This window comes from Telluria sp. LT2P80 (genome assembly GCF_059685955.1).
In genome coordinates this window covers 633775-648439 of sequence record NZ_JCASIO010000002.1, presented here as the reverse complement: position 1 = coordinate 648439, position 14665 = coordinate 633775, and the positions used below count along the sequence as shown (strand labels likewise).

Here is a 14665-nt window from a genome sequence, read left to right as displayed (position 1 = left end):
ATACATGTCATTACGAGCCCTGTCGTTACACAATGAATCCGACGAGCATATTGCAATTCGAGCATGCATTGTGGGTTTTTCACCAACAGCGACTTTAAGGCGTTTCTCATGAAAACGGGTGTACATCACCCACGCATGGGGTACAATAAAACTTCTCGACACTGGGGGCGACCTGGTTTCGACGTGGGTTGCAAAGCAGCGCAGGGCATACCGAGGACTGGTTACCTCGTAAATACATCCAGAAATCAATAACTGCAAACGATAACTCGTACGCACAAGCAGCTTAATTGCTGCTAGCTCTACAACACCTCGCCTCTGGGGTGAGTCGCAAGACTAGTAGAGTCATTTACAGAGGCTAGGACTCAGCCGGGTTACTTGGTTGTTTCCGAAATTTAAGGTAACTCGCCTGTCCAAAGCGTGCACATCCGCGCTGTACGGGCTAAATTAAATGATAGTGCTAAGTATGTAGAACTGTCTGTAGAGTGCTTGCGGACGCGGGGGATTTCCGGGAATTCGGGGAGCACCGCTCCCCGCCGGAAATCCGCCTTGCGCTTGCAAGCGCAAGGCTCTCCGATTCGCCCGACCAGAGGGAAATCGCTCCGCGATTGCTTGCCCTTCCGCCTCTGCTAAAACGCAGCAGGTCTAAATCGGAGAGGGGCATCGCCGCAAGCCACCCCAAAACAAACCGCCCCCACACACCGCCCCACCATGTCTTTCTAGCAAGATCAGCTATGATAGCGCCCCACCAAGCGCGTCAGCAGTATCCCGGAAAGCACATGAAGTCCACTCCCACCCCTACCCCGTCAACCCTGCAGCAATACCCAACTGAATTCGCCACAATCAACCTGCTGAAAGCCATCTCCGCCCAGCTGATCGTCCTTCACCACCTGGCCTTCTACGGCCCCATGGCCGACTACACCCGCGAGGCACTCCCCGACCTGATCGATTGGCTCGCCCAGGACGCCCGCATCGCGGTCCAGGTCTTCCTGGTCATCGGCGGCTTCCTTGCCGCAAAATCATTGTCACCCCAGGCATTGTCCGGCCCGGCGAATCCGTTAAAAACCATCCTGCGCCGCTACATCAAACTAGCCCCACCATTCTTCGTTGCAATCCTGCTGGCCGTGGCCGCCTCATGGCTCGCAGGCCTCTGGATGACCCATGACGCCATCTCCGCACCGCCCAGCGGCGGGCAGCTGCTCGCCCATGCTTTCCTGCTGCACGACGTGCTTGGCTATGACGCGCTCTCGGCCGGCGCCTGGTACGTTGCCATCGACCTGCAGCTATATGCCATGTTCAGCGTCCTGCTGTGGGCTTGCAGCCGCGCATCGGCACAGCCCATGGCGGCGTACCTGATCCCTGCTCTGACGGCCATTGCCGCCGGCGCCTCGCTGCTGTACTTCAACCTCGATGCCGACTGGGACGTCTGGGCACCCTACTTTCTCGGCAGTTATGGCCTGGGCGCGCTAGCGTGGTGGGCGAGCGATCCCGCCCGTCGGCCGCGCTCGACTGCTGTCGTACTGCTGATGATGACTGCGCCGGCGCTGCTTGCGCTGACGGTCGACTTTCGCAGCCGTATTGCGCTCGCACTGATCGTTGCCTGTTCACTGGTCGTGTTCGGCCGTGTGCGGACTGCAGTGACTGCCCGCGGACAATGGCGTGTCATTCGCGTTGCCGGGAACATCTCGTTCTCCGTGTTCCTGGTGCATTTTCCTGTGTGCCTGGTCATCAATGCGGCGTTCACCCGTTTCGCGCCACAGGACGTGTTGGTGCAGACTGGCGGCGTCATTCTTGCCTGGATTGCCAGCATGATTGCCGGCGCCCTGTTCCATCACGGCGTCGAATTGCCGATCGGCCGCACCCTGACGTGGGCACCTGGACGGCGCACCGTGCTCGCTTGATGCTGCCAACGTGGCCCTAACGCATCCTTAACGGTCTCATCACGCACACATAACGCGCCTTGCCGATTCCCTACCGCTGAGTTACCATAGCGCCGCCCTTGGGGAGTAGCCTGCTTCCTCTTTCGGAAGTTTGTCGCATCAACATACTTGACGCTCAACGTCATGGTGCGCAAGCCTTCTGGTTGGCAAGACCATTGGCATGTTTGCGTGACGTTCGGGCCACGCGACATGCCTTTTGTCGTGCCCGATCGGAAAGCTGTCATGTCTCTCGTTGCCATCCTCATCCTCGCCTTCGCCATGTCTACCGACGCCTTTGCCGTCGCCATTGCCATGGGCGCACGCCGCCATCATGTACGGTTCAAGGATGCGTTGAAGGTGGGCCTGCTGTTCGGTGTGATCGAGGGTGTGACGCCGCTGGTCGGCTGGGCGCTGGGCAGCATTGCCGCTTCCTACGTCGAGAGCTGGGATCACTGGGTCGCCTTCGTCCTTCTGTGCGGACTGGGCGTGCGCATGATCCACGAAGGCTTATCCCCGCCGGAAGACGCCGAAGACTCGAACCGGCCGCTGTGGCTGCTGGCATTGACGGGTTTCGCCACCAGCATCGACGCCATGGTCGTCGGCGTGAGTCTGGCCTTTACGGCCACCCATATCGTCTGGCCTGCGCTGGCCATTGGCCTGGCGACGCTGACGATGGTGACGCTGGGCATGCTGGTCGGTCGCCGTATCGGCGCCCTGGCGGGCAAGCGCGCCGAGATCTTCGGCGGGCTGGTATTGATCGCGGTCGGATGCGTCACGCTGTGGGAACACTTGCAGTGACGCGGCCCGGCCGCTGACGACTAGTACATCACGAGGTCGGCCCCGGATCGGTACCGGCCTCTTGTTGCACCATCAATTGCTTCATGATGGCTTCGTTGAATGCCGGAATATCGTCCGGCTTGCGACTCGTGATCAGCTTGCCGTCCACGACCACTTCGTCATCGGTCCATTCGGCGCCGGCATTGACCAGGTCGATCTGGAGCGTCGGCCAGCTGGTCATGTGCTTCGACTCGGCGATGCCGGCGTCGATCAGCGGCCATGGGCCGTGGCAGATCGCGGCAATCGGCTTGTCGCCATCGCCAAATGCCTTGATGAAGGCGATTGATTCCGGGCTCGACCGCAGATTGTCGGGATTGGCCACGCCGCCCGGGAGCAGCAGCAGATCGAAGTCGTCCGGGTTGGCGTCTTTCACGTTCAGTTCGACCGCGTACTTGTCACCCGGTTCCAGGTGATTGAAGCCCTGGATCTGCTCGCCCACTTTCTTTGGCGAGACCAGCACGACCGTCACGCCCTGCGCTTCGAGGAACGCGCGCGGCTTGGTGTATTCGACTTGCTCGACCCCGTCGGTCATCAGTACAGCGACACGCCGTGCGTCGACAGATTGGGTTGCCGCTGGCTCAAGGTGATCCGCCGGCTGCATGTTGTCTGGTTGTTGCATGGTACCTCCTGGTCGATGGTGTGTTAATTCGTTGACATCGATTGTAGGCCGTGCACAGCTTGTGTGGCGCGCGTATGCCTTCAGGAATCGAATAAGTCAGCCGAGCAGGTAGCACATGTCGTCACGGTCCGATGAAGCACTGCGCGTGCACAGAAAATCATCCAGCCCCAGCCGCGTGAGACCACCCAGACGGACACCATGAATCGCCTCGCGCCGCAGCACCACCTGCAGTTCGCGAAACGGTACGTCAATCGCGAAGCGCGCCAGCAAAATAGACAATGCCCGGCTACCCTCCTGCCCCGGCAGGAACCGGGCAAACGTAGCGGCATTCACCGGACCCAGGCGGATGCGCATGCCGAGTTCGGGCCGCAGCAGCCGCGCCCCTGCCGTGGCGCCGGCTCCCAGCACGCAATTACCCTGGGCCAGCAGCGTGCGCTGCCCCGGTTCGAGCACATCCCAGCGGCCGGTAAATTGCTCGACCTGCACCGCCACGCCAAAGCAGGCGCCGAGCACGCCGGCGATCAGATCGGCGCTGACCACGCGGCTGCGCAGCGGCGCGGCAAACCGGGCCATGGCGTCGGCGCCAGCCATGTCTTGCTGACCCGACGCCCCGCCAGCCAGCGCCAGCAGCAGCGGCTGAAAACGGTCGACGCCCGCCGCCAGCGGTTGCCGCACGCGGTACTTGCACCAGGCGCGGTAGAACAGCGCCACCTGGCGGCTGGAAAACAGATCGAGAAAGGCGCGCGGCCCGTCGTCGCGGTTGCGCAGCGCCCAGGCGGCGAACCGTTCGGTGTAGTGCAGCGGCAAGGCGCCCATCGTGCCAAGTAAGCCCATCATCGCGGGTGTGATCGTGATTGCCGGCATGTGCCCGGTGCCGGGCTCGATGGCCTCGATCTCGCTCGGTGGAAAGCCCAGCCCGACGCTGTTGCGAAAGCGGATGGCGCCGCCGAGCGCCTGCTCCGGGCTGATCCCCTGCCGGCCGAGCCAGCGCAGCAGCAGGCGCACCGCCTGGAAAAATTCGTAGCGCTGCGGATGCGCCAGCAGGTCGGCAATCACCCACTACACCAGCGTCAGGCTGCCACTGCGTGGCTCACAGCGCAGCAGTTCCTTGCCGCTCTGGCCAGAGATCAACACCAGTCGCGTGAAACTGTTCAGGTGAACATACAGCCCCAGAAAGCGGCTGACCACCTGTGCAAAGACGAACACACTGCTGCCGGCAAACGCTTCTTCGTCCAGCGTCAGCCGCACCTCGGTGCCGTGTACGAGCGTGGCGCCGTGCCGGTTGCGCAGCCACGCCGTGGCCGGCAGCGTGGTCAGCGCGGTGAGGCCGGCGATCTGCCGCTGCGAACTGCCCGAGCGCGCCAGGTCGTACAGCGCCAGCGTGTCGCGGAAGGTGTCGAGCTCGGCCAGTGAACGGTGATTCAGCGCCAGCTGGGCCACGAGGCGCCAGCCGGTGCCATCGCGGTTGCCGAAGTGCAGCGGCGCGGATGGCTTGCGCAACAGGCGGATGGGCACGCCGCCTGTCGCCGTTTCGCTGGCCAGGTCGCCGCCCGGTGCGCCAACGCCTACCGCGCAGGCCGCCGGGCCGTTGCTGCAGGTCAGGTCGAGCGATGCGATCGCTGGGTCGACCCCGTCCAGCGCCGTGTCGTCGTCGCTGAAGGCGATCTGCATGCGGTGCCGGCGGTCGCCTCCATCAATGCGGCGGTTGAACCAGTAGCGCTGGCCTTCGCCACCTTCGCCATGGCGCAGGCCATAACAGGGGCGATAGGTCACGTCCGTCGTTTTGCCACCACGCGTCGTCAGCAGCTGTACTGCGTCGATGCTATAGACCTCGACGTGGTCTTCATGCCGGCTCGGCACCACGTCGTACATGGCCGAACGGTGCGTGACGCGCACCGGCGCCGCCGCTTGCCGGAACAAATTGACCACCGCTGCGCAGCCCGCGAGCAAATGCTGGTGCGACAGCGCGCGCAGGATGCGCGCCGGGCCGGCGTCTGCGTGCAGGCCGGTCAGCAGCACGTGCAGCGTGAAGCGGCGCGCGCCGGCGGGAAACATCGGCGCCAGTGCCGCCAGGTCGACGTCCAGGAAGTGGAACTTGTCGGGGAAGGCAAAGTATTCGGTCAGCAAGCGGTAGGCGGGATGGGCATGCGCCGGTTCGGGTACCAGGGCTTCATCAGGCTCGAGGCCGCCGAGCGACAAGGCCGGGCGGTCCAGGCGGCGCCAGCGGTCCTGCCCTTCTGTCTCGACCCACGTTTCGAGCGTGTGCAGGCACAGGCTGTCAATCAGCGCGGCTGTCAACAGCGCATCGCCGTCGACGTACAGCCGCAGGCGCGCCAGGCCTAGCCTGGGCAAGAGCCGGCACGGCATGGCGCTGTCGATACTGATGCTGATGCGCGCGCTGGCGCGGGCCGGCAGCCGGAGCGGCGGCGGCACCTGCGCCACCGGCGAGAACCAGGCGCGCGTCACCGTCACGGGCGCCAGCATCAGGTCGGCCGTCGTGCGGAAGCGGCATGGCGCGCCGCCTGCGGCCAGCGACGTCATCTCGGTGCCGCGCGGCACCACGTGCACATGGCCGAGCGTGGCCGAGCTGGCGTGGCGGTCGCTGTCGTCGACGCGCACGATCGAGCAGCTCGGGATGCCGTGCAGGAAATGCGGATACAGGCTGGCCAGCAGCGCCTCGGTGAATTCCGGGTAATCGTCATCGAGCTTTTTCGCGGTGCGCGCATTGAGCAGCGCGCATGCCTGGATCAGGCGCCGGATGTGCGGATCCTCGCTGCCTTCCGGCCCCAGGCCGAGCTCGGCGGCCAGCTTCGGATACTGGTGGGCGAGCTCGCGGCCGACCGTGTTCAGGTAGACCAGCTCGCGCTCGTAGTAGGGCAACAGCGCTTTCATTGCATTCTCCCTCAGGCTGACACGCTACGGTCGGTCAGATCGCGCGCATGGCCGTTGTGAAAGCGCAATGGATGCGCGCGGATAAACGACACGTTGCAGCGCGTGGACAGTGCGGCTTCCACCGACCTTGACAATAAGTCAGTAAAATCCCGGGTTCCCTTAGTCGAGCCCGCATCATGACCACCTCCGCCACACCGATCCGTACCGAAATTCTCACCTTGTGGCGCCTGTCGTGGCCCGTGCTGGTCGGCCAGCTGGCCACCGTCGGGATGGGCGTGGTCGATGTCGCCATGACCGGGCACGTCAGCGCCGAAGAACTGGCGGCGGTGTCGCTCGGTACGGCCGTGTGGTCGATCGTGCTGGTCACCGTGATGGGCACGATGATGGCGATCAACACCGTTGTCGCGCACGAAATGGGCGCCGCGCGGCACGATCAGGTACCCCACTCGGTGCGCCAGGCAATGTGGAAAGGCCTGTTGGTCGGCACCGTCGCAATGCTGTTTGCCAACCTGTGCACGCTGCTGTTCGACCATGTCGGGCTTGATGCCCACGTCGCCGCGCGGGCGTCGCTGGTCGTGCACGTGATCAGCGTCGGCTTGCCGGCGTTTGGCGTCTACCGCGCGCTGTACGGCTACACGACCAGCATCAACCAGACCAAGCCGATCATGTGGATCGCCATTTTCGGTCTGCTGTACAACACCCTGGTGAGCTGGTTGCTCGTGTTTGGCGAACTGGGCTTTCCGCGCCTGGGCGCGGTTGGCTGCGCGATTGCCACGGCCAGCGGCATGTGGCTGATGCTGGGCGTGATGCTGTGGTGGGTGCGGCGCTCGCCGGCCTACCGCATGACCTATCCGTTCGACCGCTTCGAGGGCCCGGACACCGCAGCGATCGGCAGCATGCTGCGCCTGGGCCTGCCGATCGGCGTGACGTATTTTGCCGAGGTCAGCGCCTTTGGTCTGATCAGCCTGCTGGTGGCGCGCTATGGCGTCGTGCAAGTCTCAGCGCACCAGATTGCGCTCAATTTTGCGTCGCTCGTGTTCATGCTGCCGCTCAGTTTCGCCATCGGCATGCTCACCCGCGTCGGCCAGGCGATGGGCGAAGGCGACCCGGTGCGGGCCCGCTTCGTCGGCTGGGTCGGCGTGGGCGTGTCGCTGACGTTCGGCGCACTGGCGGCATTGTTCATTGCCATCTTCCGCTGGGAAATCGCGGCGGCCTACACATCCGATCCGGCCGTGCAGCAGGTGACCGCTCACCTGCTGCTGTTCGCGGCGCTGTTCCAGTTGTCAGATGCCACCCAGGTTGCCACCGCCTCGGCGATTCGCGGCTATCAGGTCACGCGCCCGCCGATGGTGATCCAGCTGGTCTCGTTCTGGGGCTTGTCGCTGCCACTCGGTTGCGTGCTGGGGCTGGCGCCGCAATGGTTCCCGTGGACGCCCGCGGCGCCGATGGAAGCCACCGGCTTCTGGATCGGCCTCGTGTTCGCATTGACGGTCGCGGCAGTGCTGCTGACCTGGCAATTCGAGAAGCTGGCGCGCCAGCGTATTCGCGAGGGTGTGGTGAAAGCGTTGGTGTCCTAGTTTTTATGACATGTCATTACAGCGCTGGCAGTCTGACTCTGGTATCGTCTCGCGGTTGCTGTTAATTAAACATCCATCAGAGAAACTATGCGCCCTCTCCTCGTCCTTCTGGCCGCTCTCACGGCCGTTCCTGCCATGGCTGAACGTCTGACCCTCGACCGTATTTATGGCGACGCTTCGCTGGCCGGCGCCAGTGTGCGCAATCTGCGCGTGTCGCCCGACGGTGAACGCGTGACGTTCCTGCGCCCGCGCGCCGACGACCAGTACCGTCTCGACCTGTGGGAATACAACACCAAGAGCAAGGCCACGCAGCGCTTGGTGGATTCCAAGCAACTGGTGCCGAACGAGGCCCTGTCGATCGAAGAAAAAGCACGCCGCGAACGCGCCCGCACCGCCGGCCTGTCGGGCATCCTGAATTATTTCTGGTCGCCGGATGGCAAGCAATTGCTGGTGCCGATCGGTGGCGACCTGTACCTCGTCGATGCCGCCAAGCCAGAGAACGCACGCAAGGTTGCCTCGGGCAGCGTGACCGATCCGAAAATCTCGCCGCGCGGCCGCTATGTCTCGTTCGTGCGCGACCAGAACCTGGTTGTGATCGACCTGAAGAGCGGCGCCGAGCGCCAGCTGACCACCGATGGCAAGGGCACCGTGCACAATGGCGCAGCCGAATTCATCGCGCAGGAAGAAATGAGCCAGACCACCGGCTACTACTGGGCGCCGGATGATTCGGCCATTGCCTACCGCCGCTACGATGAAGCGCCGGTGCCGGTCGTGCGCCGCTTCGAGATCTTCGCCGATCGCACCGAGGTGATCGACCAGCACTACCCGGCCGCGGGCGATCCGAACGTGCTGATCGACCTGATGCTGGTCGACCCGGCCACCGGCGTGCAGCGCAAGGTCGACCTGGGCGCGGACAAGGATATTTATCTGGTGCGCGCCGATTTCAGCGCCGACGCGAAGACGCTCGTGTACCAGCGCCAGACGCGCGACCAGAAGCGCCTGGACCTGGTGGCGGTCGATGTCGGCTCGCTGGCGCAGCGGCCATTGTTCTCGGAAAACTCCAAGACCTGGGTCAGCATCCACAACGATCTGCGCTTCCTGAAAAACCGCAAGGCCTTCATCTGGGCCTCGGAGCGCAGCGGCTACAACCACCTGTATCTATACGACCTGGACGGCAAGCTGCTGCACCCGATCTCGCGCGGTGCATGGGGCGTGGACGATGTGCTGGCCGTCGATGAAGGCGCCGGCAAGGTGTATGTGTCGTCGAACCGCGACGCCGCGATCGACAAGCAGACCTATGCGCTGGCCCTGGACGGCAGCAGCGCCGACAAGCCGGCCCGCATCACGCAGGGCGACGGCTGGCACGACGCCGCGTTTGCCGGCAATGGCAAACTGTTCGTCGACACCTATTCGAATCCGCGTACCCCGCCGCAAGTGTCGATCCGCCGCGCCGATGGCGCGATGGTCGAGTGGATTGAAAAGAACGAGCTCAATGCCAACCACCCGTACACGCGTCATATGGCCGACCACCTGGCGACCGAATACGGCACGATGAAGGCCAACGATGGCCAGACGCTGCACTATTCGATCATCAAACCGGCCAATTTCGACGCGACCAAGCGGTATCCGGTGTTCCTGTTCACCTACGGCGGCCCGCATTCGCAACGCGTGACCCGCGCCTGGGGCAATTACTTTGACCAATACATGGCGCAGCAGGGTTTTGTCGTGTTCCGCCTCGATAACCGTGGCTCGGGCCGCCGCGAGCGCGCCTTCACCGACGTGCTGTACAACAATCTGGGCAAGCACGAAGTCGAAGACCAGGTGACTGGCATCGACTGGCTGGCCAAGCAGAGCTTTGTCGATCCAAAGCGCATCGGCGTGTTCGGCTGGAGCTACGGCGGCTTCATGACGCTGCGCCTGCTGTCAGCCGCATCGGACAAGATCGCGATGGGCGTGTCGGTGGCGCCAGTGACCGACTGGTCGCTGTACGACACCCATTACACCGAACAGTTCGTCGGCGCGACGCCGAAAAGCGATCCGGAAGCGTACAAGCGCAGCGGCGTGTTTGCGCACCTGGATGGCATGAAGTCGCCGCTGCTGCTGGTGCACGGCATGGCCGATGACAACGTGCTGTTCTCGAACACGACGCTCCTGATTGATGAGCTGGTCAAGCGCAACGTGCAGTTCGACCTGATGACGTATCCGGGCGCGAAGCATGGCATCTCGGGGCGCACCAACCAGCGCCATGTGTATGGTTTGATCGAAGCGTACTTCAAGCGCCATTTGGGCGAGACGCCGGCAAAGTAAGGCTGTCATGCCAGACGTAAAAAAGCCGCATCGTAAACGATGCGGCTTTTTCTTTTCCCATCCACCTGCCGTTATGCGCGGCTGGTGAGGGAGTCCGTATTATGGACGTGGACGTGGACGATTTGCGTCGTCAGCTGCGTCTTCGACGGCTTCGCGCACGTCGCCAGCTGCGTGCTGGACCTTGCCTTCAGCCTGGTTCGCCAGACCTTTGGCCTGCTGTTCCTTGCTGTCCACCAGTTTGCCGGCGCCTTCTTGGATTTTGCCGCCAACTTCTTTCAGTTTGCCTTCGACTTGGTCTTTGTTCATGGTGATCTCCTGTGATTGGCATGGCCGGTTGGCGATGCGATGAGTACAGATTAACGGAATCTTTCCGGCTCTTCTGTTAGCGCACGCACACAACGCGCATGTCGAATTGCGCGCCATCTTGCCATTGAGAATGCTATTGTTTTAACAACACCAGCTGTAACGACATCTGTTTTAACAATACCTTTCAACGTACGATCAAGACACCACCATGAATCCCCATACGCCGCCTTCCTCCGGCACCACGACACCCGAAACTCCCCTCACCCAGCGCAAACTCGCGCGCCGCGTCACGCTTGTCAACGGTATCGGCGTCCTCTTCATCCTGGGCCTGGCAGCAGTCGTGCTTGCTGCCGACGCCCTGTTGCTGATCTTTGCCTGCATCCTGTTTTCGATCCTGCTCTACAAACTGAGCGCGCTGCTGCATCAACGCACCGGCATCAAGCGCAATATCGCCCTGGTCATCGTCGTGCTGCTGCTCACTGCCGTCTTCGGTCTCGGCGGGTGGGCCATGGCGCCGCAGATTTCGGAGCAGTCGGGTCAACTGGCCAAGGAAATCCCCGCAGCCGTCGAGCGCCTCCAGGCTGAAGTCGCCCAACATCCTGTCCTCAAGCGCGTCGTGGCCGAGCTGCCGCCACCGGAAGACATCGTCAAGCAGATGGGTTCGCTCGTGCCGAATGCTGGCCTCTTCTTCAGTGGCGTCATCGGCGCGCTGGGCAATATTGTCATCATCATTTTCGTGGGTATTTATTTTGCCGCTTCCCCCGGCGTGTATACGGGTGGCTTCATTCGCCTCGTGCCGCAACAGAAGCGGGGCCGCGCACGTGAAGTACTGCAAGAAATTGGCGACAATCTGTCGAGCTGGCTATTGGGCAAGGCGGTGTCGATGCTGATCGTCGGCGTCACCACGGCCATTGGCCTGAGCCTGCTCGGCGTGCCGCTGGCGCTGATCCTGGGCGTGATTGCGGGCCTGCTCGACTTCATCCCCTACCTGGGTCCGATCATGGCGGGCATTCCGGCCGTATTGCTGGCGCTGTCGATCAGCCCTGACCTGGCCCTGTACGCGCTGCTGCTGTTTGCGGCGATCAATATGCTCGAAGGTTATGTGTTGCAGCCGATGATCGAGGCGAAAGCCATCGAGTTGCCGCCGGCACTCGTAATCGTGATGCAGCTGATCTTCGGCACGCTGTTCGGCTTCGCCGGTGTTGCGCTGGCTACGCCACTGGCGGCCGTGCTGTCCGTGCTGGTGAAGATGCTGTATATCGAAGACATACTGGGCGACAGATCCAGGGACAGACCCGCGAAGGCGTCCTGATAAAAGCAAAGCCGCGCACTGCGCGGCTTTGTTGTTGATGCTGCCGTAAGAATCAGCAGCGATACATCAGCAGAAGTGCATCAGCGATTGCCTTTTGCGATTTCCTTGACGTCGCCAACTTTCTTTTGTGCTTTGCCTTCAGCCTGGTTTGACATGCCTTCACTCTGCTGCTGGCGACTGCCGACGGCTTCGCCGACTTTCTCCTGCACCTTGCCGGCGACTTCCTTGGTCTTGCCCTTGACTTGATCCTTGTTCATTGCAATCTCCTTGCCCGTGACGTGGATGAGGCTTCACACTAGGAGTAACTTCCGGTCAGTTCTGTACGGCGCTTAACACATGGGTTTGCGCCAGACACTTGCCAGCCACGGTTGTTGTTCGCGCGGTAAACCGGGTGGCCGGTAATAGTGATGCAGCGCCACGAAGCCTGCTGCGAGCATGAAGCGCTCCCAGCTGTCGTAGTCGTGATAGGCGCCGTAGCGGTCGCCGTTCCAGCCTTCCTGATTTTCGCCGCGTGGGTTCGAGGTGAACAGCACCCCGCCCGGATTGAGCGTGCCGAACAATTGATCGAGCGTGTCTGGCAACGCCGCGCTGGGAACGTGGAACAGTACCGCATTGGCAAAAATGCCATCGAACCGTGCGGGCGGTAAATTTAGGTGTAAAAAATCTTGCTGCCATACCTCGCAACCACTGTATTGCCGGGCCATGCCGACAAACCGTTCGCTGCCATCCACGCCGATGGCGCGATGGCCGAGGCCGCTGAAGGTCTTGAGGTCACGTCCGGGCCCGCAGCCCAGATCGAGGATCGTATGCGGCGCTGGCGTTGTGATCGCACCCAGCAAGGCGTCAATGTTTTGACTTACGTCATGGTTAATCGTACCGGCAAAGAAATCCTCGGCATGCTCGTTGTAGTGTTGGAGAGTACTGCGGGAGATGTCGTCATGGTTCATGCGCATAGTATGCCAGCGGGGGCGCTGCTTGCGGCATGCACACCCATGCAAAATGCATCGAAAATATTTTTCAGGTTACCCTAAAATTCCCATCAGCCAGGCCGTAAATGATTCAGACAACCGGCAATCCGGCCTGAGAAACCATGCTTTGGTAACCCTATGAACGCAGACGATGTCCTTGCGATTTACGAAAACCTGGCTGGCCTAACGGGCCAGATGACGCACGCCGCCAAGGCCCGCGACTGGCAAGAGTTTGCACAATTGAATATGGAAGCCCGGGCTCAGGCAGCCCCGGCAACAGCCGGCATGCCGGCACTGACGGGCGAAAAGCGCATCAGCAAGGTCGACCTGCTGAAACAGTTGATGGCCAATGACCGCGCCATCCGTGACGTTACCGATCCGTGGGATGCGCAAGTCGATCGCGCCCTGCATCCACACTGATCCGCCATCGAATCGTCGATCAAGGCACCTTCGGGTGCTTTTTTTATGGCACAGTCAATAAAAAAGCGCCCGGTGGGCGCTTTGGAGGCCACCGGGCTTGAAGCCGGGTGGCGAATTCGGTGAGAGGACGAACCCCAGCTATCTGCTGGCGTCGCCTCGTGCCGGTTGCTGCCGGCGTCCGTTGCCACTGTAGGCAAGCGAACTGCTTCCAGACACAGGCGTTTCCTCAACGGTCGTCTGCTTGCCGCGCCACCTATCGTTGGTGACTGCGCCAGACCCTGTGCTGTCTGTGACCTTGTCGATCACCGGACCATTATAGCGCAGAATCAAAGTTGTGTAGACATTTCATTGTGCGACTCGTCCAGCTGTGGTTCGACCGGCGCCGGCGCCTTCGTTTTGCGCGCGAAACGCTGCCGCAGACGCGCCATCAGCGAAGCGCGCGGCATGGGCTGGATCATCGGCGCTGCCCGCTTGCGGCGGCGCAGGATGAACAGCGCGCCCCCCACCAGCGCCAGGACAGCAACCACTGCCCCGGCGATCCAGCCCCACGGTGTGGAGGCTTCCGGTTCCGGCGCAGGCCGCTTGCGGGATGGCCGTGGCGCGGCCCGCGGCGCGACCTTGTCCTGCACAACGGCGGACGGGCTGGCGCCCAGCGCCACCTGCAGCACACGCACCTTGTCTTCCAGCGTGCCGATCTGCTCGCGCAACTGGGCATTCTTGACATCGAGCGCGGCGCACACGGTTGTGCTGTCGACCGAGGACGCTGGCGCGCAGGTCGCGGCAGATGCAGGTGCAGGCAGAGCAACAGGCACTGGCACAGGCAGCGGCTTGGACAATGGCGTCGGTGCTTGCGTGGCTGCAACCGCTTCGGGCGCCGGCGCTACCTTCTCGGCGACGAGCGGCGCCGTCGGCATGACCGGGCGTGGTGGCTTTGGCGGCTTCGGTGGCCTTGGTTTGACCACCATTGGCTTGGCCGCCACAACGGGCGCAGCAGAAAGGTCCGCCACGACCGGCACCGGCGCCTTCGCGGGCATGGGCATGGGCATGGGCACCGGCGCCGGCGCCGGAACCGGCAATGGAACCGCCGGCGCGGGCGGATTCGGATTCGGCGCAATGAAAAGCGTCACCAGACGCACGTCGCGCGTCCCGCCATCGGCCAGGTCAAGGTACAAATGCAGGCGGCTAGATTCAACGGGCGCCGACGACGTCACGCGCAGGAACTGACGGCCATCGCGCTGGTTCACACGCATGGCCAGCGTCGACAGCACGGCCGGCATGCCGATGTTCGCGCCCCGGTACACGTCCGGGTGCGCCAGGCGTGCCTGAACCGGGGTCGGGGGCGACGCCAGCGCAGTCAGCTCGAGTTCCAGCACCAGCGGCTGGCCGATGTACGAACTGATGCGCGGTTCGCCGAGCTCGGCTGCGCCGACGCCGCAGGAGAGCAAAGCACACGTGATGAATACAGGGAGGCGGCTGGCCATAGCAACTAACAAAAGTGAAGCCCAAGCGTC

At 62.7% G+C, this 14665-nt stretch carries 13 protein-coding genes, 1 other RNA gene and 1 riboswitch; of the genes, 7 read left to right on the top strand and 7 right to left on the bottom strand.

Annotation, left to right across the window (positions count from 1 at the left end; genetic code table 11):
- Positions 1-163 precede the first annotated feature (163 nt).
- The 3 genes from ssrA to AC56LW_RS09145 all read left to right on the top strand — a co-directional run bounded on the left by ssrA (position 164) and on the right by AC56LW_RS09145 (position 2714).
- Positions 164-497: a transfer-messenger RNA gene (gene ssrA / locus AC56LW_RS09155) on the top strand.
- A 279-nt stretch (positions 498-776) separates the two neighbouring features.
- Positions 777-1898, top strand: coding sequence for an acyltransferase family protein (locus tag AC56LW_RS09150; RefSeq protein ID WP_499633628.1), 1122 nt, complete (start codon positions 777-779; stop codon positions 1896-1898).
- Between the two features lie 84 nt (positions 1899-1982).
- A riboswitch (yybP-ykoY riboswitch) is annotated at positions 1983-2156 on the top strand.
- 3 nt (positions 2157-2159) lie between these two features.
- Positions 2160-2714 carry a manganese efflux pump MntP gene (locus AC56LW_RS09145; RefSeq protein WP_332530724.1) on the top strand — a complete coding sequence of 185 codons (555 nt, stop codon included), beginning with the start codon at positions 2160-2162 and terminating at the stop codon, positions 2712-2714.
- A 28-nt stretch (positions 2715-2742) separates the two neighbouring features.
- On the opposite strand, the gene AC56LW_RS09140 is transcribed toward AC56LW_RS09145, so the two are convergent.
- The 3 genes from AC56LW_RS09140 to tssF all read right to left on the bottom strand — a co-directional run bounded on the left by AC56LW_RS09140 (position 2743) and on the right by tssF (position 6264).
- Positions 2743-3372: a type 1 glutamine amidotransferase domain-containing protein gene (locus AC56LW_RS09140; RefSeq protein WP_332530723.1), complete on the bottom strand. Its 630-nt coding sequence runs from the start codon at positions 3370-3372 to the stop codon at positions 2743-2745.
- 96 nt (positions 3373-3468) lie between these two features.
- Entirely contained in the window at positions 3469-4428 is a 960-nt protein-coding gene (tssG, locus tag AC56LW_RS09135) for a type VI secretion system baseplate subunit TssG (protein WP_499633627.1), read from the bottom strand.
- A 3-nt stretch (positions 4429-4431) separates the two neighbouring features.
- Entirely contained in the window at positions 4432-6264 is a 1833-nt protein-coding gene (gene tssF / locus AC56LW_RS09130; protein ID WP_499633626.1) for a type VI secretion system baseplate subunit TssF, read from the bottom strand.
- Positions 6265-6440: 176 nt separating this feature from the next.
- On the opposite strand from tssF, the gene AC56LW_RS09125 reads away from it, so the two are divergent.
- Both AC56LW_RS09125 and AC56LW_RS09120 read left to right on the top strand, forming a co-directional pair.
- The gene (locus AC56LW_RS09125) at positions 6441-7841 is read left to right on the top strand and encodes an MATE family efflux transporter (protein WP_499633625.1); all 1401 of its coding nucleotides are present in this window, start codon (positions 6441-6443) and stop codon (positions 7839-7841) included.
- An 87-nt stretch (positions 7842-7928) separates the two neighbouring features.
- Positions 7929-10148, top strand: coding sequence for a S9 family peptidase (locus AC56LW_RS09120; protein WP_499633622.1), 2220 nt, complete (start codon positions 7929-7931; stop codon positions 10146-10148).
- A 99-nt stretch (positions 10149-10247) separates the two neighbouring features.
- On the opposite strand, the gene AC56LW_RS09115 is transcribed toward AC56LW_RS09120, so the two are convergent.
- Positions 10248-10454: a CsbD family protein gene (locus tag AC56LW_RS09115; protein ID WP_332530718.1), complete on the bottom strand. Its 207-nt coding sequence runs from the start codon at positions 10452-10454 to the stop codon at positions 10248-10250.
- Positions 10455-10662: 208 nt separating this feature from the next.
- Here AC56LW_RS09115 and AC56LW_RS09110 point away from each other — a divergent pair, with 208 nt between their 5' ends.
- The gene (locus AC56LW_RS09110; RefSeq protein WP_499633620.1) at positions 10663-11766 is read left to right on the top strand and encodes an AI-2E family transporter; all 1104 of its coding nucleotides are present in this window, start codon (positions 10663-10665) and stop codon (positions 11764-11766) included.
- Between the two features lie 80 nt (positions 11767-11846).
- Here AC56LW_RS09110 and AC56LW_RS09105 read toward each other — a convergent pair whose 3' ends face one another.
- Both AC56LW_RS09105 and AC56LW_RS09100 read right to left on the bottom strand, forming a co-directional pair.
- Entirely contained in the window at positions 11847-12023 is a 177-nt protein-coding gene (locus AC56LW_RS09105; protein WP_332530716.1) for a CsbD family protein, read from the bottom strand.
- Positions 12024-12095: 72 nt separating this feature from the next.
- Entirely contained in the window at positions 12096-12713 is a 618-nt protein-coding gene (locus AC56LW_RS09100) for a class I SAM-dependent methyltransferase (RefSeq protein WP_499633618.1), read from the bottom strand.
- Positions 12714-12872: 159 nt separating this feature from the next.
- On the opposite strand from AC56LW_RS09100, the gene AC56LW_RS09095 reads away from it, so the two are divergent.
- Positions 12873-13154, top strand: coding sequence for a flagellar protein FliT (locus AC56LW_RS09095; RefSeq protein WP_499633616.1), 282 nt, complete (start codon positions 12873-12875; stop codon positions 13152-13154).
- Positions 13155-13480: 326 nt separating this feature from the next.
- Here AC56LW_RS09095 and AC56LW_RS09090 read toward each other — a convergent pair whose 3' ends face one another.
- Positions 13481-14635, bottom strand: coding sequence for a FimV/HubP-related protein (locus AC56LW_RS09090; protein WP_499633614.1), 1155 nt, complete (start codon positions 14633-14635; stop codon positions 13481-13483).
- Between the last annotated feature and the right edge of the window lie 30 nt (positions 14636-14665).